Origin of the sequence: Pontibaca salina, assembly GCF_016307205.1 — a bacterium.
Taxonomy (GTDB): Bacteria; Pseudomonadota; Alphaproteobacteria; order Rhodobacterales; family Rhodobacteraceae; genus Pontibaca; species Pontibaca salina.
On sequence record NZ_JAEIJD010000008.1, the window covers coordinates 65,424 to 84,091 of the forward strand.

Annotated in this window: 15 protein-coding genes and 1 tRNA gene; 6 read left to right on the plus strand and 10 right to left on the minus strand. The window is 57.2% G+C overall.

The window, feature by feature from the left end; all coding sequences use genetic code 11:
• Positions 1–3: 3 nt before the first annotated feature.
• From JAO82_RS10670 to ccoS, 3 genes are read left to right on the plus strand one after another with little or no spacing between them, the layout of a single operon-like run.
• Positions 4–462 carry a FixH family protein gene (locus JAO82_RS10670; protein ID WP_198686370.1) on the plus strand — a complete coding sequence of 153 codons (459 nt, stop codon included), beginning with the start codon at positions 4–6 and terminating at the stop codon, positions 460–462.
• Between the two features lie 5 nt (positions 463–467).
• On the plus strand, positions 468–2,648 hold the full coding sequence (locus JAO82_RS10675) for a heavy metal translocating P-type ATPase (RefSeq protein ID WP_198686371.1): 2,181 nt from the start codon (positions 468–470) through the stop codon (positions 2,646–2,648).
• 4 nt (positions 2,649–2,652) lie between these two features.
• Positions 2,653–2,811, plus strand: coding sequence for a cbb3-type cytochrome oxidase assembly protein CcoS (ccoS, locus tag JAO82_RS10680; protein ID WP_198686372.1), 159 nt, complete (start codon positions 2,653–2,655; stop codon positions 2,809–2,811).
• An 87-nt stretch (positions 2,812–2,898) separates the two neighbouring features.
• On the opposite strand, the gene JAO82_RS10685 is transcribed toward ccoS, so the two are convergent.
• From JAO82_RS10685 to clpS, 3 genes are all read right to left on the minus strand, one after another.
• Positions 2,899–3,699, minus strand: a complete 801-nt coding sequence (locus JAO82_RS10685) for an SDR family NAD(P)-dependent oxidoreductase (protein ID WP_198686373.1) — start codon at positions 3,697–3,699, stop codon at positions 2,899–2,901.
• Positions 3,700–3,732: 33 nt separating this feature from the next.
• Positions 3,733–4,719 carry a class I SAM-dependent methyltransferase gene (locus tag JAO82_RS10690; RefSeq protein WP_198686374.1) on the minus strand — a complete coding sequence of 329 codons (987 nt, stop codon included), beginning with the start codon at positions 4,717–4,719 and terminating at the stop codon, positions 3,733–3,735.
• A 113-nt stretch (positions 4,720–4,832) separates the two neighbouring features.
• On the minus strand, positions 4,833–5,177 hold the full coding sequence (gene clpS / locus JAO82_RS10695; RefSeq protein WP_198686375.1) for an ATP-dependent Clp protease adapter ClpS: 345 nt from the start codon (positions 5,175–5,177) through the stop codon (positions 4,833–4,835).
• Between the two features lie 535 nt (positions 5,178–5,712).
• Between clpS and JAO82_RS10700 the strand changes: the two genes are divergently transcribed.
• Positions 5,713–7,197: a D-alanyl-D-alanine carboxypeptidase family protein gene (locus tag JAO82_RS10700; protein ID WP_232897347.1), complete on the plus strand. Its 1,485-nt coding sequence runs from the start codon at positions 5,713–5,715 to the stop codon at positions 7,195–7,197.
• 136 nt (positions 7,198–7,333) lie between these two features.
• Positions 7,334–7,410, plus strand: a tRNA-Met gene (locus tag JAO82_RS10705).
• 575 nt (positions 7,411–7,985) lie between these two features.
• Here JAO82_RS10705 and JAO82_RS10710 read toward each other — a convergent pair.
• Complete coding sequence (locus JAO82_RS10710) at positions 7,986–8,462, minus strand: very short patch repair endonuclease (RefSeq protein ID WP_198686376.1); 477 nt, start codon at positions 8,460–8,462, stop codon at positions 7,986–7,988.
• Positions 8,463–8,528: 66 nt separating this feature from the next.
• On the opposite strand from JAO82_RS10710, the gene JAO82_RS10715 reads away from it, so the two are divergent.
• Positions 8,529–10,085 carry a DNA cytosine methyltransferase gene (locus tag JAO82_RS10715; RefSeq protein ID WP_198686377.1) on the plus strand — a complete coding sequence of 519 codons (1,557 nt, stop codon included), beginning with the start codon at positions 8,529–8,531 and terminating at the stop codon, positions 10,083–10,085.
• Here the strand turns inward: JAO82_RS10715 and JAO82_RS10720 are convergent.
• The 6 genes from JAO82_RS10720 to JAO82_RS10745 all read right to left on the minus strand — a co-directional run bounded on the left by JAO82_RS10720 (position 10,075) and on the right by JAO82_RS10745 (position 18,265).
• Complete coding sequence (locus tag JAO82_RS10720; protein ID WP_198686378.1) at positions 10,075–10,383, minus strand: hypothetical protein; 309 nt, start codon at positions 10,381–10,383, stop codon at positions 10,075–10,077. The two genes, JAO82_RS10715 and JAO82_RS10720, sit on opposite strands and share 11 nt — an antisense overlap.
• A 189-nt stretch (positions 10,384–10,572) precedes the next feature.
• The gene (locus JAO82_RS10725) at positions 10,573–12,657 is read right to left on the minus strand and encodes an AIPR family protein (protein WP_198686379.1); all 2,085 of its coding nucleotides are present in this window, start codon (positions 12,655–12,657) and stop codon (positions 10,573–10,575) included.
• On the minus strand, positions 12,650–13,642 hold the full coding sequence (locus tag JAO82_RS10730) for a PD-(D/E)XK motif protein (RefSeq protein ID WP_198686380.1): 993 nt from the start codon (positions 13,640–13,642) through the stop codon (positions 12,650–12,652). The genes JAO82_RS10725 and JAO82_RS10730 overlap by 8 nt, the downstream gene beginning before the upstream one ends.
• Positions 13,599–16,361, minus strand: a complete 2,763-nt coding sequence (locus tag JAO82_RS10735; RefSeq protein ID WP_232897348.1) for a Z1 domain-containing protein — start codon at positions 16,359–16,361, stop codon at positions 13,599–13,601. The genes JAO82_RS10730 and JAO82_RS10735 overlap by 44 nt, the downstream gene beginning before the upstream one ends.
• Positions 16,361–17,863, minus strand: coding sequence for an ATP-binding protein (locus JAO82_RS10740; RefSeq protein WP_198686381.1), 1,503 nt, complete (start codon positions 17,861–17,863; stop codon positions 16,361–16,363). The genes JAO82_RS10735 and JAO82_RS10740 overlap by 1 nt, the downstream gene beginning before the upstream one ends.
• A 99-nt stretch (positions 17,864–17,962) precedes the next feature.
• Positions 17,963–18,265 (minus strand): hypothetical protein, encoded by a 303-nt coding sequence (locus JAO82_RS10745; protein ID WP_456299547.1) that lies wholly within the window; start codon positions 18,263–18,265, stop codon positions 17,963–17,965.
• Positions 18,266–18,668: the final 403 nt, after the last annotated feature.

Sequence of the window (18,668 nt, forward strand, 5' to 3'; positions counted from 1 at the left end):
ACCATGGCAGAACGAAAATTTACCGGGCGCCATGCCGCAATCGTTTTCGGTGGCGCTTTTGCGCTGATCATCGGCGTCAATCTTATGATGGCCTATAGCGCAGTGAAGACCTTTCCGGGGCTTGAGGTTGAGAATACCTATGTTGCCAGTCAGGAATTCAACAACCGCCTGGCTGCACAAGAGGCGCTGGATTGGACGGTGCAGGCCACTGCACAGGGCGGGCTGGTCAGTTTGTCAATTACCGACGCTGGCGGATCGCCAGTACAGCTTGCCGATCTTTCTGCTACTCTGGGACGAGCGACCCATGTGCGCGATGACATAACGCCCGATTTCCAGTTTGACGGTGCGGCCTATGTCGCCCCCGTCGAACTGGGTGCCGGCAACTGGAACATCCGCATGGTGGCCCACGCGCAAGACGGAACCGAATTTACCCAGCGCGTTGTCTTGCATGTGAAAAGGTAAAGCCGATGACCGCGCACATGCCTGCTTCTGCCGCCGCTTGCCCCGGGTGTCTGGCCACGCCGATGGAGCCCGCCGCCGAGACCCCCAAGGACGCGCGGATCGCGTTGTCGCTGCCCACGATCCATTGTCAGGCCTGTATATCGGCGGTCGAAAATGGTCTGGCCGCGCATCCGGGAGTGCATAGCGCACGGGTAAACCTGACCCTCAAACGGGTCATGGTAGACGCCGAACCCGCTCTGACGGCGCCGGATCTTGTCGATGTGCTCGCGGGGTTGGGCTACGAGGCCCATGAACTGGACACGGGGGCGTTGCGGGCTACCGAGACCGACCGCACCGGGCGCGACCTGCTGATGCGACTGGCCGTGGCTGGGTTCGCCTCGATGAATGTCATGCTGTTGTCGGTTTCTGTCTGGGCCGGGGCAGGGGAGGCCACCCGCGACCTGTTTCACTGGATTTCTGCAGCGATCACCATTCCGACCATTGCCTTTTCGGCCCGGCCTTTTTTTCGCAACGCTTGGGCCGCGCTTTCGGTGCGGCGGCTGAACATGGATGTGCCGATCACATTGGCGATCCTGTTGGCACTGGTGACATCGCTTTGGGAAACTGCCCTGTCGGGCCAGCACGCCTATTTTGATGCGGCACTGACGCTGACCTTCTTCCTGCTGATCGGCCGGTATCTGGATCACCGCACCCGTGCTGTGGCCCGCTCCGCCGCCGAGGAATTGGCTGCACTTGAGGTGCCGCGCGCCAGTCTTGTCACGGAAACCGGCGAACGCGATATCCCGGTGGCGGAACTGGCTGTCGGGGATCTAATTCGCGTGCGTCCGGGCGGGCGCATGCCGGTCGATGGGGTCATCACCGAGGGGCGCTCGGAACTGGATCGATCGCTGCTGACCGGTGAAACGTTGCCGGTTTTTGCCGAGCCCGGCCGCGCTGCCAGCGCCGGCGAGGTCAATCTGACCGGTCCCCTGACCATCCGCGCCAGCGCCGTTGGGCAGGACACCTCCCTGCATCGTATGGCCGATCTGGTGGCCATCGCCGAATCCGGGCGGTCGCGCTATACGTCCTTGGCTGATCAGGCGGCGAAGCTTTATGCCCCGGGGGTGCATATCCTTGCCGCCTTGGCGTTTGTGGGATGGTATGTCTATAGCTTTGATTTGCGCACTGCTCTGAATATCGCGGCGGCGGTGCTGATCATCACTTGCCCCTGCGCGCTGGGTCTGGCGGTGCCTGCGGTCACCACTGCGGCGTCAGGACGCCTGTTCCGGCGCGGGTTACTTATCAAGCACGCGACCGCGCTTGAGCGTCTGGCTGAGGTCGATACTGTGGTTTTCGACAAGACCGGCACGCTGACCGAAGGCACGCCGGAACTGACCAATCTGCACGAGTTTCAGCCCCAGACGCTTGCGGTCGCATTTGCTTTGGCACGAGGGTCATCGCACCCTCTGTCAATGTCGATTGCCGAAGCGGCCCAGGCCATCGGGACAGCCCCGGCGCAGTTGCAGGACATCGCGGAAGTTCCCGGGTATGGCACCGAAGCAACATGGCAAGGTCGCCGGGTCCGCCTTGGGCGTGCGAGCTGGGTCGGGGCCGAGCAGGGCGATCAAACGGCCGCGTATCTGTCTGTGGGCGATGGGGCCGCGCCGCAGGCATTTCGCTTTACCGACGCGCTCCGAGTTGGTGCCGAACAGGCCGTGCAGAAATTGCAGGCACAGAGCAAGCATGTCCTCCTCATTTCGGGTGACAACACCAAACCGGTCGAAATACTTGCCACCCGGCTTGGCATTGCTGACTGGCAGGCCGAGGCACTGCCAGAAGACAAGGCTGCACGGATTGCAGAACTGACGGAACAGGGGCGGCGCGTCCTCATGGTCGGCGACGGACTTAACGATACTGCGGCGCTGACGGCGGCGCATGTCTCGATTTCGCCGGCGTCAGCGCTTGATGCAGCGCGCGTCGCATCGGACATTGTGCTGTTGGGCCGTGACCTCACGCCGATTGCCGAATCTTGTGTCACCGCCAAGCGGGGCACGAAGCGTATCCGCGAGAACTTTCAGATTGCGACGTTTTATAATATAATGGCGGTGCCTTTGGCTGCCGCGGGCTATGCCACCCCGTTGATTGCAGCGCTTGCCATGTCCATATCGTCGATAATCGTATCTTTGAACGCGCTGAGGTTAAAGTAAACGCATGTTGGTTCTCAGCTGGTTGATCCCGATTTCGCTCTTTCTGGGCGGGCTTGGGCTGGCCGCATTCATCTATACCGTGCGTTCTAACCAATATGATGACCCAGAGGGCGACGCTCGCCGTATCCTGTCGGATGAGTGGGACCACCACCCCAAACCCTGATGTCGATAGCTTCTTTCTGGGTTCAAATACCACGGGGAGCACGAGGGGCAGGCCCCTCGTTACAGCAGATGCGACGGACGATCCGTCTCAATGGGCGGGTGCCGCAACGGGATCAAGCAGCGTGCGCCCGCCATCCAGCGTCAAGATCTGCCCGGTCATGAAGCCTGCCGCATCCGAGGCCAAAAATTGTACCGTCTCGGCCAGTTCGCCGGGAGAGGCGATCCGGTTCAGCGGCGTATGTTCTTCGATATCCTGTCGATATTCTTGGTTTTCACGCAAGGTCGTTTTCAACGACGCGCTCATGACCGATCCGAAAGCGACCGCGTTCACGCGGATACGGTGCGGCGCAAGCGCAACCGCGAGCGACCGTGTCATCTGGTCCAGAGCCGCGGAACTGACGGAATAGGCAAGCAAATCGGGATGAGTGCGCCGCGCAGCGATGGAGCTAAGGTTGACGATCGATCCAGCCGGCGCCGCTTGTTCCGCATTCGCATCTTTCATCATCCGCCGCGCGACCAACTGGCTCAACCGCAGCGCCGGCATCAAGTTCTGGTTCAACAGTTCCATGACCGAGCCGTCCTCGGGATCAAGCGGGTCCGACGGGACCACCTCCCGCGCGCCGTTGATCAGAATGTCGACCTGATCGAAAGCGTCCAGCGTTGCCGACAGCAGATTGGCAATTGCCAGCTTTTCTCGCAGATCCCCGGCGAAATACTGGACGTTGCTTTCGTCTGCCTGCGTTCCCAATTCTTCGGCCAGTCGTTTCTCGTCGATATCTGCGAACATTACATTGGCGCCATGTTCAACGAATTGCTTACCGATAGCCAGCCCGATACCATTGGCGGCGCCGGTAACGATGGCGGTCTTGCCCGCAATAGAAAAAGTCATGCTCGCTCTCCGTGATAGGCGTCCGAGCTGCGATCAGCGCACCCGACGCGGCCTTGTGGCATGCAGCACTTTGAAACGCGTATCGCCGGCGGTTTCTTGCACCCGCCGAAAATGTTTCTCAAGTGCGGCTTCATAGGGCAGGTGGCGGTTTGCCACCATCCACAATTGACCAGAAGGTGATAGGATACGCTCGGCGGCGGCGATAAAGGCACGGCCAAGCTCCGGTTCCGCCTGTCGGCCGATGTGAAATGGTGGGTTCATGATGACCGAATCGATGACCCCTTCTGCGGTCCACCGGGTGGCATCGGCCCAATGAAACCGTGCGCGCGGGTCGGGCACATTTAGCCGGGCACATTCCAGCGCCACACGGTCGGCTTCGACAAAATCCACCGCTTTGACCTGCGGCGCGCCCAATGCCTGAAGCCCCAAATAGCCCCAGCCTGCGCCCAGATCGACCACCTGCCGACCCAATTGCCGTTTGGGCAGAAAATTGGCGAGCAGTTGCGAGGCCGGATCAATGCTGTCCGCCGAAAACACCCCCGGAGCGGTTGCGAACCCGTCTGCCTCGGATTGTGCGGGCGGGCGCCAATCCGACAGGGCCTCGGGTTCGGCACGGAACCAGAAGATTTTACCATGCGCCTTGGACAGCGGGGCTCCGACCTCTAGAAGTTTGCGCAATTCTTTCAGGATGCTATCGATGCCGTCGGTTTTGGCGCCATCGACCACAACCAGCCCGGAGCTGCGGATTGACGCATCGGCAATCAGCTTTCGCGCCTGTGCCTTGGCGCGGGGCAGGCTGACAATCGCCATCGCGCAGGGCGAATCGCTCTGTGCCACGCAATCGAACCCCTGCGCTTTGAAGAAATCGAAACAAGGCTTGAAGGGCGCAACGATCTGGACCCGGTCACGAGGCAGAGCGGACAGATCGGTTGTGGATGTTGGCGACAGAACGCTGATCGTGCCGGTTTCGGGCAGCGCCAGCCCGCCCGCCTCCAATGCGAGAGTCAAACGGGCGGACATGAGACGTCTCCTATAGGGCTTCGGTTTTCATCCAAAACACAATTTGCGGCGTCTCGCCCGATCACAGCCGCACATCACGCAGTTCAGCGCCTCTGGAAGGAAGCCGACGCACCTCAGTCCTCTTTTTCCATAGTGCACTGCAAAGGGTGTTGATGTCGGCGCGCGAAATCCATGACCTGCCCCACCTTGGTTTCGGCAATTTCGTGCGTGAACACACCGACAACGGCCAATCCCCGTTGGTGGACGGTAAGCATGATTTCGAAGGCTTGCGCGTGCGACATCCCGAAAAATCGCTCAAGCACATGAACGACGAATTCCATGGGCGTATAATCGTCATTCAGCAACAGAACTTTGTAGAGCGGCGGGCGTTTGGTTTTGGTGCGGGTTTCAAGAACCACCGCCCCATCACCATCCTCGCCATCGGGTCTGTCAGACATCATCCAAGACTGAAGCAACATCACGCCTATCCGGTTCCACTAAGTTTCGTTTGTACAATCAATATAACCTTCTTGCAGGATTCTGAAAGAGTACCGAAGCGGCTGTGGTCCGCGGCCCGGAACCTAAATCATGACGCATTCAATCGCTCTCATCCGGTCTATGAACGCATTTGTTGCGCAAATGCTGCCTTATGTCCCAGGTGAATCCTTGGATCCAAGCAAACGCAACACGCTATAAATTTTTGAAAACCGACGGCGCTCTTTCTTCGCAAACGCGCCAGCAGCGTCCAGAACAACAGGGTCACATTGCCCTGTGAGGTGGTTCGCACCCTGATCTGGCGAGGTAGATGATACCTCAAAGTGATAACTTATGGCGTAAATCCTCTCTCAATTGTTGACAGCATCGCAGCCGTTGGGGCCTGTGCAGGCCAGAGGCGCATATGTTGTGACCAGCGCGAAAAGCTGCCGGTAACAAGCTATAAAACCATGTTTATTTTGCGCGCCCCCTATGTTAGCATTTTTCACAATAAATGTGTCAGCTGGAAAACCAGCGGCCATGAGGCAGACAAAGGCAGATATCGTGAAGGTTCGGCGCAGTAGTCCGGTCCGGTTGTGGCTCTATGTTTTCACCGCAATCTGGCTGCTTATCCTTTTGCCGCTCAGTGCAATGGCGGCCCCGTATGCCGCTTATGTAATTGATGCGCGCACGGGTGAGGTGCTGCATTCTGCGAATGCTGAAACCCGGTTGCATCCGGCCTCCCTGACCAAGATGATGACACTTTATATCGCCTTCGAGGCCGTGCAAAATGGCGAGATATCGCTTGACGACAGGGTAACGATTTCGCGCAAAGCCGCCGCCGAGCCGCCGTCGAAGCTGGGGCTGAAATCTGGACAGCGTATCGCCTTACGCTATCTGATCCGGGCGGCTGCAGTGAGATCCGCCAACGATGCCGCCACCGCCATAGGCGAAGCAATCAGCGGGTCAGAAGCTGCCTTTGCTGCGCGCATGAATCGCACTGCCAAAATGATGGGGATGACGCAGACGACGTTTAAGAACGCTCATGGTCTGACGCAAAGTGGCCATCTCTCCACCGCGCGGGACATGACGATTCTGGGCCGTCATGTGCTTTATGATTATCCGCAATACTATAATTTGTTTTCACGGCGCACTGCAGATGCCGGGATCAGAAAAGTCAGCCATACCAATCGTCGGTTGCTGTCCAGTTATGCCGGAGCAGATGGCATCAAGACCGGATATACCAATGCGGCGGGTTTCAATCTTGTGGCTTCGGCAGAGCGAGGCGGCAAGCGTGTCATAGCCACCGTTTTTGGAGGGAAGTCGACGGCCTCGCGCAACGCAAAGGTGGCCGAGTTGCTTGATCTCGGCTTTCGCCGTTCGCCCAATCGCGCGCCGGTGCAAAAACCGAATCGTCCCGCCTATGTCGGCAATACCGCGACCCCCGGCCCAGCCGGCAAGACCATTCGCGTTGTCAGCGCTGTGCAAAAAAGCCCGCGCCCCCAGATGCGGGCCGATCAAGAGCCCGTGCTGATGGCGATCGCCGCCGCCGCAGCCGCAGCACAGGACGAAGCAATCATAAAAGCCGCGATATCCGAAGGGCTTGACGTGGCCATGGGGTCGGTTGATGAATCGGTGCCAGATCGCCGCCCCGCCGCCCGCCCCGAGAATCTGGTTTTGGCCTTTGCCGAACCCGCCGTCGCGGCCACCGAACCCGACCCGCCGCAGCTCAATGCACCTCAGCACGAGGCACAACAAGAAATCGTCACCCGGGTGTCGACGTCGGGGGGACAGCACTGGGGCATTAATGTCGGACGCTACGGCAGCCGGTATCAAGCGGAAAGAGTATTGCTGCGCACGGCGCTCGCCGAAATGACCACGCTGGAGGGGACATTGCGCAAGGTTGTGCAGTCTCCGCGCGGGTTCGATGCAAATTTCATGGGCATGTCGCGTGACACCGCCGATCTTGCTTGCCGGCGCCTGCAAGCGCGGAATGTCTCCTGTTTTATGATCGGGCCCTCCTGATTGCCGTCTCTGCCCGCCTGATGTTTGGGATGAAATTGGGGAATGGTCTGCGATTGTAGAAAATACTGAAATAAATAGTCATATTGCCATTGCACCCACCGCTTAACCCTATTAGGTAGGGGTTGTTCGACATTGTCGCGGGATGGAGCAGCCCGGTAGCTCGTCAGGCTCATAACCTGAAGGTCGTAGGTTCAAATCCTACTCCCGCAACCAAAAATGACATCACATAATCAATACGTTAGCGGCCACCTTCGGGTGGTTTTTTGCGTTTGGGATTTCTCCGTGTCCGGCTGGTGTCCGGGTTGCGAGCAAGACTCCGGCGCGGGGGGGGGCGCGACGTTCAGGATGCACAGCCACCCACTACACCATATTTTGGATGTCCTCCCCACTGCTTTTTATTCACTACGGTGCCTTCAGCCCGATTAAGTTTTGGGAAATAAGGAACGGTTCATTCTGGTTCAGACGCTTCACGAATGGCTCGCCAGTGCGAATCCCCCCCCGGCCACTTGCCCTCGCGAAAACGTTCTCCAGATCCGGCTGCGGCCGGATTTTTTTGTTGTTTTCGAGGGTTGTGCGGGAAGGGCTGTGCACCAGCCCATGTGCCGGGAGGGCCGGAAGCAGTCTCCCAGCGCCGATATTCTCCAGACCTCATGACTGCGCCGATTTAGTGAATAGCTTGTAAGTAGATGTTTTATTGTTTTTATTTCGAGGGTCGAAAATTGACTTCGACGCCAGTCTCCTTCGGCCACTTGGAACTGGGATCGGAATTTCAATCAGCTTGAAAAACATCATCCTTTATTTTCGTCGGCGATGACATCTGCATTCCCAATTTGGATTTCGGCAGCACTGCTGCGGAGCCATGCGGCCAAGAGATTGGCTGCCCATGCAGTCTCCTCGGGTCTCCTGAGCGCGCACTCCCAGACTGTTGCCACACGCCAGCCAGCATCAAGCAGCTGATCGTGCACCGACCTGTCCCGTGCAACGTTCGCGTCAAACTTGGTTAGCCAGAACTCTGGACGCGTCGATGGAGTGGTTGTGTAACGACAGCCCTCATGGCGATGCCAGAAGCAGCCATGTACGAAGACGATTGCGTGATGCTTTGAAAACACAAGGTCAGGTCGCCCGGGGACATTTTTCGAATGCAGCCGATAACGGAAGCCGCGCGCATGAAGTGCCCGCCGAAGCACCAGTTCGGGCTTCGTGTCCTTCCCCTTGATCCCGGCCATCATCCGGGAGCGGGTCTGTTTGCCTACGATATCGGTCACGTGCACCCTGGTCTTCGATCTGGAACCTAGTATACACCAACTGAAGAATTTCGTCAGGAGCCTGATTTGTCAGCCACTTTCGGCATTGTCGATCTGTTCGCCGGTCCAGGCGGACTCGGCGAGGGATTTGCTTCCCTGGTCGAGGACGGACATGCGCCGTTCCGAATCGGCATCTCGGTCGAGAAAGAGGCGTCGGCACATCGCACGCTGATGCTGCGCGCATTCCTGCGTGAATACCGGGCACTTCACGGCACCTTGCCCGATCAATTCATCGATTTCCACGCGGGGCTTGTCTCCGAGCCGGATTGGTCAGCAGTCGACGCCGAAGCGTGGCAGCTTGCCATTGATGAGGCTCGTGCACTTGAGCTCGGCACTGAGGCAGCTGCGACGGCGATTGACGGTGCCATCGCGAAGCTTCGCAAAAACCATGACGATACGATTCTGATCGGCGGACCGCCCTGTCAGGCTTATTCCCTGGTCGGGCGCGCACGGTCGAGGGGAAAGGTCGGCTATGTCCCCGAGGAGGATGAGCGCCACTATCTGTTCCGCGAGTATATCCGCGTGCTCGACAGGCTTCGTCCCGCTGCCTTCGTGATGGAGAACGTCAAGGGCATGCTGTCCTCAACGGTCGAAAGCCGACTTGTGTTCGAGATGCTCATGGAGGATTTGTCCTCGCTCTGTACCGGCCACGGTCATCACTACGAGCTGCGGACTGTTCAAGTAGAAGATGGAAAAGCCAGTCTGCAGGAAGCAGTGCGACCGTCGGATTTCATTGTGCGGGCCGAGGAGTTCGGGGTCCCACAACGGCGCCACAGAGTGTTCATCGTCGGAATTCGATCAGACCTTTCTGGAAGGGCTGCGCGCGCCGAGATTGCCGTTTCGGGTTTGACGCGAACGGTCAGCGACATGATCGGGACGATGCCCGAGCTGCGCAGCGGCATTAGTCGTGGTCGGGACGATTCATCGGCGTGGCGAAAAGAGGTCATTGAAGCGGCGAAACTTCTGACCAAAATCCATAAGGGGAAGGAGAACGCCCCGCTTCGGGAGGCATTCTCATCCGTTGCCAAGGGAATGAAGTCGGAAGCGCAGAGCCGTCGGACAGCATCATGCCAGCCAGATGGCTATGGCACCTCGAACGATGAATTGCTGCGCTGGCTTGAGCGGCCAGAACTGCGCGCCATTGCCCAGCACGAAACGCGCGGACACATGGCGTCGGATCTGAGACGGTATTTGTTCGCCGCTGTCTTCGGAGCTGTGCGCGGCTTTAGCCCAAAGTCCGCCGATTTTCCTCTCGCGCTGAGCCCGGCTCATCGGAACTGGCACAGCGGCGTCTTCAACGACCGATTTCGAGTTCAACTGGCCGACGCGGCCGCGACTACGGTCACCAGCCATATCTCCAAAGATGGACATTACTTCATCCATCCCGACCCGATGCAGTGCCGCAGCCTGACCGTGCGCGAGGCCGCCCGGTTGCAGACCTTCCCCGACGACTACCTGTTCCTGGGCAGTAGGACCCAGCAGTATGTCCAAGTAGGAAACGCGGTGCCGCCGTTTCTTGCAAGGCAAATCGCTCAGCTAATTCTTAACAGTATTCAAGGCAATACGAACAGCATCAGTCAATGACCAGTGAGTAGCAATCACGAGCGCGACGAACATTTTTTATGTGGCCGTTGGGGTAGTGCTTTTTCATTATGGCCAATACCCGTGTGGTGTATTCGTAGGGCATCAATTCACCTAGAATGATTTCTTTAATGGCTTCACGGAGGTAGTTCCTAAAGATTGGTGCGGTGTCGGTGCTTTCGGTTTGCACCAACAGGCGTCTCTCACACTCATAGTTCCATTCCGCAGGTTTCGTTCCAAAGGCACGCGGCCAGATATCATGCATTATCCTAACAGCTACAGTGCCAGCTTCTTCATACATCAGGGTTTCTGCCTGCAATTCCTTCCAGCCTTGGCGACTTTCGGAATGGGAATGCGCTCGTAGATGTTGCTCCAGAGTTCGAATGGATCACTGTAAGCCGAGTAGTGCTGACAGAATATCACCCTGTTTTCCAGGTCCTGAAGCGCGTACTCAGTTGGTTCACTGAACCTGTAGATCTCCCGGGTCATTTCATATTGCGCCTGCGCCCACGTCAATTGAAAAGCCTTCGTCCTGTAGTTTCTTGAGCGCACTCATAGCAATGGCACATTGCTTGTCTGAAGGCATCTTGTTCGGGATCGCGGCACAGGTTTCCAGCACACCATTTTCTCTCGGCGATAGGAGACCTCGTTCTCGCGCCCAGTTTCGAGCCTCTGTCCAGAACGGTGCGCCGCGGCGATGTACTTCGAGCTCCGCTTCGACGCTGGTCTCGACAACCTTGTCCGCGCGCGCCTCTCTCGCACGTTCATTTGCAAGGTCCAGTGGTATCAGGACACGATCGAAATCTTCTGGGTAGGTCAAATCTCGCTCTTCCAGCCATTTCCAGCAGGCCTGCTTCTTCGCCCATTCGCTGAAGTTGCGCACGCCCGCGGGCGGGTGCGTGATTACGTCCTGGGCTTCGGCAGCAGCAACCAAAAGCGCCAATTTCAGATCGGAAGAAACATCCTGGTATCGCCAGACTGCGTCCAGATCGACCACCTTATCCCGCTCTTCAGCATCATGAACGAGCTTGGAAATCGCGTAGGTCACAATATTGGCGCGGTAGCCTCCCTCATACCAATCCGCGCCCGAGACCAGTTTCTCGGTGGCCCGGAAGATGATGGCCTTTGCGATCATGCGCTTGAACCAGAGCTCATCGAACGCCGCTCCTTCGGAACCCCATCGCTTGCCGATGTGCTTGGCAAATTCTGCGAAGTTTTTTTGTGCTCCAAGGCTCACGATATGCGGAATGCAGGCCCAAGTGTTCTCGAACTTGGCAAGGTCGGTCTTCGTCAGGAACTGAGATCGAGGGAATTCGGCATCGAAGCTCTTGCGCTCCGCAATGGTCCTTCGCCCACGTTCGTCGGCATATTGCCCCCTCGCGCGCTCGTAGAACCATTTGGTGTCCCGATACCCGTCTTCTCCCCGCGCCAGGACCTTGCGCGACAGCTCTTCCGTACGAATGTGGAAGGGATGGTTGGCGAAGAAGTCTGCCGCGTTCACCTTGTTCTGGCTGTTCGCGTATTCCGAGATTCGCGGAACGACGAGTTCGGATTGTTCGCGCGGCACAATGGTCAGCTTCATCTGGACGTGAACACGTTCCAACTGCTCGGCGAACGCCTTCCGCGACGCGTGTAGTGAGGCCGTTGTCTGACCGCCGTTGACAATCTGCAGATTATCCGCTCGCACCAGTTGGAGGCCCTGATCGGTCTGCTCCATCTCGATCGCGTCGGCCGTCGCACTGAGGCCGTTGTTGTAGGAAAAGAACATGTGCGGTTCATCGCGGATCGTATTGCGAATGCCCTGGTTCACCTTACCGCGTGCCTGAAGAAAGCTTCGGACGTTGGCTTCGAGCAAGCGCGGTCCCCACTTGTCGTAGATGTCCGCCAACTGCTTTCCGGGAATGACCGCAAGGTAACTTTCGAGCGCACTGTCGCTTCCGGAAGCCGCAAGAAGGGGAACGCTGCCGCCGAAATCCTTGTCGAAATCGATGATCAGGTTCGCCCGCGCCTGCCCCTGCTCCATGTATTGCTTCAGGCGCTTCAGGTCCCAGACACTAAGGGTGACCGGCCTGCTATCAAGATCCTTCACGTTCGCCGCATCGGCGCGGGCGCGAAAGTCTGCGTTAGTCACGATTATCAGTTTGACCTTCTCGACATCCTTCCACGTCGTGGCGATGAGGTCGGCAACGCCGAACCCGGCACTGGTCTCTTCCAATTGCTCGCGGAAATTGGCCTTCAAACTTGAAACAACGAACCTATAAAGCCGCTGCAGAAGGCGCTGGATCTGACCCTTGTTCTGAACGCGCACCTCGTCGGAAAGCTCGAAGTCGCACAACACTAGGCTCAGGACACCGTCGCCATCTCTTGGATCCCCGCCATAGCCGTCGATCCGCATGGGATTGCTAGCGCCGCCGCCTTCGAAAAACGCCCTGTTGGCACCGTCCAATTCCCCAGACTCGGTAAGCAACTCGCCAACCTTCTCGAAAAACGCCTCGACCGTGACAAGTCCAAGGACGTCGGCATCGCCCTGGATATCGGCGATGAACTCGTGATGAAATTCTTCGAGATTACTCATGCTCAAGTCCTTTCCGGATCACGTCGATCAGGTCATCTTCCAGTCTGAACGGTTCGCATGCATCGAGAGCAATCGCATACCGGACATTCTCCACGCCCGGCGCAAGAGGCGCAGAAATCCGGGGGAAACCTGCAGTCACTTCGTAATCGCTCGTAGTACCAAAAAGCCATCTTCGATCGTCATAGTTATTCTCGGGATCATAACCTGTGGAAAACAGTGTTTCCTCCCACACTTCGAAGGCCGCGCCGTCTTCTTCGAACATCTCGGCCGTCATTCGCACGTGATCATGCAGACTCTGACCTTCCGGCAGGACGGCCGACGCCACATTGACCACACGCAGGCACAGGCGGCTCCCTTCGACGTCCGCAAGCTGGTCTTCGGACGAAATGGCTACGAACGGCTTTGCGGCCACCCGCCTTGCCTTCACCTCGACGCAGCTTCCGATGAGCTCGAAGTCCTTCGCCGAGCCGGTCGGGCCGGTCCAGGCCTCGATTGCAGTCTCTGGGCCGAATGCGGGCACAAGGTCCCGAAGGAAGGCCAACTCGCCCACAAGCCCCCGCTGCTCTTCAACGGACAACCCATTTGTCTTTCCGCCACGCAGAAGGTGATACCATCGCCGTGTGCGTTGCAGCGCTCTGACGAGCGCCTCGTCGCGATCCGCACCTGCCTCTCCGGCCTCAACGACATCCCGGCAAAGGGTTTCGAATATCTCGACCTGACTTCGCTCCTTGAGGCCGAGAACGAATGCCGACCCACCTGATACAGGTCGGAAGGATGCGACAAGGTTCTTCAACTTCGGCAAGCGGGGCAGTGGTTGCGGCAGGCCTGGCAGTCTCAGCATTAGGCCCGGCATGCCTGCTTCCAGCACCACCCAGAAGAAATCGAAACGGCCTGCAACATCGACCCGCTTGGCTTCGTCAGGGTCCAGTCTTTCCCAAGGATCATGAGGCTTCAAGTGCTGCCTCCTGATCATCGTCTTCGTCATCTCCACCGAAGAGTTCCCTGAACTTTATGGAGTTGACAATGAACTCTTCACCCTCGTCATCGTAGAGAGATTCTGGCAGGCTCATTCCCCAAGCAACTACAGGCTGAGAAGGAATCTTAGCGGCTAATTTGCGAGAGTTCTCGTCTAATGTATCTTCTGACGGACGCTTTGCTTTAACAAAATGTAAAATCAAGAGGCCACGCTCTCTGACCTTTCGGTATTCCTTGTCCGGAAAGTTCGCTCTTTCGCCAACTGCCAAGCCTTTCTTTTGGCGGTAGTTGCGTTCCACCTCTGCTGCACGCGCTGGATCAACGCCAGCCTTTTCAATGCCGCGCGATGCAACTCTCATGGCCTTGCCGCTGAACGACATGAAATCGTGAGCAAGGTCATTTAGGTCAACGGAACGGTTTGCCGGGACAATCGGGGTCCCGAGTATATCAGTCGTATCATCGCCATCGAGACTTGGAATAAGGACGTCCCACAGTTTCAGTTGGTCTGCTCGTCTTGGACGAATATAGCTTCGAACGATTCTTGGGTCCGTTGTTACGCTTCTCTCCTCATTACGCCAGCCCGCTAAGAACTCATCTATTGCGCTGACTGGCACGTCCCTAATCAGCTTCCCCCAAGGAGTGGCTTCGTCTGGAAATGCCCCAGAAAAAAGACGCACAACCAGTCTCTTAGCCACTTCAATATTTGCGATTATGTCCTTCTTTAGGACGCTGACTTTTGCAGTTTCAACAAACTTGTTTGATAGCCCGATACGCATGGTAACTTTCTGGCCTGAACCCATTTTGTTGCGTGCAGTCACTAGCAAAGAAGCCGGATGGCTCCGAACGGCCAAGCCAAACATGCGTGGTGTTGCCTTGGCCTTTTCCATTGTACTCAGCTCGTCATGAAGTTCCTCAGCGGCGTTTGCGATGAATGCATACCAGTCGATTGCGTCCTTGGGCATCCATATGCGGCAAAGGTCCTCATAGCCGCCCCGGTAGCCGAACCACCGTCCCATTTGCATAAGTGTGTCGTACATCATGGTGTTGCGCAGGAACCAGGTGACGGTCAGGCCCTCCAGCGTCAGCCCGCGTGATAACGAGAACCCACCGACGGCAACAACGGTCTGGCCCCGATCTCCGGAGTTCGAATAGTCCAGATCATTAGCGCGGCTGTTTACCTCGACGATCTTGGCGGATGCGATTGCATCAAGAAGTTCCGACTGGATGGAGGGCCAGTTGAATTCCACGTCGGGGTACTCTTCCCGCCAGACACCATGCAGTGCGGCAATCTCCGGATCATTCAATGCGGCAGCGCCTCGGCTCGCGTTGATCCGAACAGAATTCTGAATCCGCTCGAGCGTTTCGTGAAGGCGATTTCGGAGGCGACCTTGCACAGCGGTGAAACGGCTCGCGTTTACAAGCATCGAGCAATGCGATCGTTTCTGGCCACGCATATTCCTAATGGTCCTTGCCAACAAGAAAGCGCGTAATGCTCGCGTCAGGGAAGACGGCAGTGCATCAAGTTCGTGATCGATCTTGTGCTTGACCGGCAGAATATCCTCGTTGTCGGTGATGTACCTAAGCCAGGTTGGATCGCCTTCCTCCGGCAGCCCATCCACGAAAATCTTGGTCGGGCCGAAGTAGTTAGTGGGTGCGTCCAAGCCGATGATGAAATCCCTTGGAAAGAGGTCTTCATTGTACATCTCGTCGTCCTGATCGGGGTCGATGAAGATGTTGGCAAACGGCGTTGCCGTGTACCCGACATAACAACTCCGATGGAACATGTTCAGCAGGTCGCGAATCTGCCCATTGATCGTGGTGACAAGCTTCTTGCCGTACTTCGTATTGATCGAAGCGTTGTCTGCTTCGTCATCAATCAGCAGCATCGGCTGGTCGATCATCTCCTGATCGCCGCTCGCGCTGTTGTCCTTTAGCCAGTCGAGCAAGTTGGCGAGCGTGCGGTGGTTCTTCTTGATCACGAGGACGACAGGTACCTTGTAGGAGTCGATCTCGCTCGTGTTCGTGGAAGCCGTGGCCTTGTTGAAGTCCCTTAGCGTGTTGGTGAGGCTGACAGGGGTGTTATTCGGGTCGAAATGGCCGACACCAATGATGTGTTTTGCCCCGCCCTTCTTGGTTTCCTGGGACTTCCCGGTATCGCGACCGATGAAACCCTCGTCGATCCGGGCCTGTGTCTGGTTTCGAAGGTTGTTGTGAATACCCGCAATAACGATAATCAGCCTGTACCCTGCATCAGCCGCCTTGCAGATCAGGCCTGTATAATTGGCGGTCTTTCCGCTTTGGACGTGGCCAACCACCATGCCACGCCGATCCCACGGCACCTGTTTGTCAGGGTTTCCCAAGCGACTGAGGATCTTGTCTGTGACCTTATCTGTCGAAATCACGACGTCCTTGGGAAGGCCGTTCTGCAGAAGCAGTTTCTGATAGCGTTTCCAGTAGAACGGCTCGATAGATGGTTTGGCATCATCAAGCCACGGTTCGAAGTCCTCGCTGTCAACGACTGCACCTAGGCCCGCTTTGATACCCTCCTTGGCCTCAATTTCTTTGGCGATCAGCTCGATTTCGTCATCAGTCACCCCTGGAGGATTTCTACGCGCGTGCAAGATGTTTAGGTCGGAAATATAGGCGCGCAATTCCTCCCCAGTCATTCTCGGACTGTCAAAAAGATCCATTTCAACGGTGTTTTTTAGCTTCTCAAATGCATTTCTCATTACTCAGCCTCGGCAAGAAATTTCTGTAGAATTGGCTCAACGCTATCCCATTTCGAACGCAAGAACGCATAATTTTTCATTGTATCAATTAGGGCGTCAGTGGACATGCCATTTTCCACTAGATTGACTGCAAGAGAATATATGAGCTCTTCCAGATCAGCAGCCGAGGTCTCGTCAGCCGTGACCGCTTCCGCGTTCCCGACGAGTTCAGCGTGCAACGTCTCGATCGGCAGACCTGAACCGACAATGCGCAGGCAGCGCTCGAAACCCTCTCGCAGCTCTTCTGGCAGCTGCTCGGCATAGGTTTGAAAGACCGGGTGCTCCAGGTTGGGCCGGAAGACGATCTGCCCATCCTTCTGCACGCGATTCCAGATCGGAAACCGCGCTTCATCGACTAACTTCTGGCCTCGGCTGCGATAGGTGCGTTTGGATGTGCCAACGAACCTTTCTACCACCTTCTTCAGGCGCTCACGCACCACCGGCGGAAGCTGGGCCGAGGCCTTCTTGACGTCGATCTTCCACTCTGCATCCATCGTGTTCGGGATATCGACAGCGATCCGGCAGAGTTTCGAAAGTTCGGTCTGGCGTGCGAGACCAAGCCATCCGCCCGCGATGATGAGACGTTTCTCGCGGTAGACATACAGGCCCTGAGCCTTCAGATGGCCCTCCGGACCGCCAATTTCTTCCCACTCTTCCCGGCTCATCCGCTTGTGATGGGGAAGCGTATGGCATCTGATCAGGACGTCACCCTGACGCAGGCGAAGGACTTCCTCCGGGTCCTTCTGCGTGGCGGCATGTGACGTTGCCATGGGATCGTTGGGTTTCAGCTGGCGACCGTTGAGTGACAGTTTCAGCCGTGGCTTGGCACCCTCCAAGAAGCGATGAAACACCAAGCGCAGATGATGCTCTGCGCGGGACAGCTCCGAATTCATGTGCTCGGCCCGTTTCGCGCGGTCATGCGTATAGCCGCCACTCAAGCGATCGAGTTTTTCCCAGATGACAACCGTTCCGGTCTCCGCAAGAAGGTCATGACCCGTCACGACTTCCGGATTGTCAATGAGTTCGAGGCTCCAGTCGTTCCGTTTCGCAACGCGATCTAAGTCCCAGCGCGCGCAAGATGTTCGACCGTCCTGTCGCGTCAGAACCGTCAGACTTCGGCACTGCGAGAAGCTGGCACTCTTGAGGCCGAGGCCGAAACGACCGAGGTCTTCGGCCTCGCGCTCGTCGGTCGGATTCTTCGAACCGAGACGCATAGCTTCGACCAGTTCGGCCTCCGTCATGCCTGAACCGTCATCTGCCAGCGCAATCCAAGGTTCGTTCGCAACGGTGTCGGCGATCAGTTCAACTGTTCGCGCGCCCGCGGTGATGGCGTTGTCGATAATGTCGGCGAGTGCTGTCTCGAGGCTGTAGCCAAAGTCCCGATGACCCTCGATGAGCGACGCCGCGTATGGTGTCGCATCGACCTCTCGTGTCTTGGGCCTTAGATTCGCTGTATCATTCATAGCGCAAATCTTATCGCGCGCTCAATAAGATACAACCGATAGCGAAGAGATGTCCTGTGATCAATGTGGGGCCAGCGCGCTGGCCGCGCCGCTTTTTTGTTAATTCCGTCTGAAGAGCGCCACTTGTTTTGTCCATTCCATTGGAACCAGCCCCAGCACGCGCGCCAGCGTCACATCCGGTCCCTGCGTGCCGTCGAGTATCCCCTCCACAATGTCTGGTGCGAGCAGCGTGAGTCGCAGGACACGGGTCATGTAGGACGGTGCGATCCCCTCGCGTTCGGCCAGTTCGGCGATTGTCGTGAACTCGCCAGATTCAAGCATCCGCTTCCAGCGGGACGCACGGGCCAGCGCCTTGACCAATATGTTGTCAGTCTTGTGCTGGCCAGATGTTCCGTCCGGCATCTGCATCTCCTTGCGTCCGCCGCGCTTCACGAGACGGAATGGGAGGTGCACTGTCACGGTTCCATTTCGCTAAGTTCAGGATTGGTTGGATTTGCCGAGGCTGCCTCGAATAATAGATGTCCAGCTTTTGGACGTGCTCCACTGAGAAGCGGCCGGAACCTTTTCCCTTGCGGGCGCTCTCATGGGCCAGCTTAAAGAGCATTTCGTATGTTTTTGCTCTTCCTCTCCATGATCCCGTTCCTCCGTTCAGGTGTGGTAACGTGATATCGAAAAAGTCCCGACACTGATCATCCATGGAGTATTCAATGCCGAGGCGCTGAGCGGCCCACATCCTTACCGCGCCATACATATAATATATCGGGTCGCCCTGGGTTTTGCATAGGTACATTGGCGGTACCGGGTC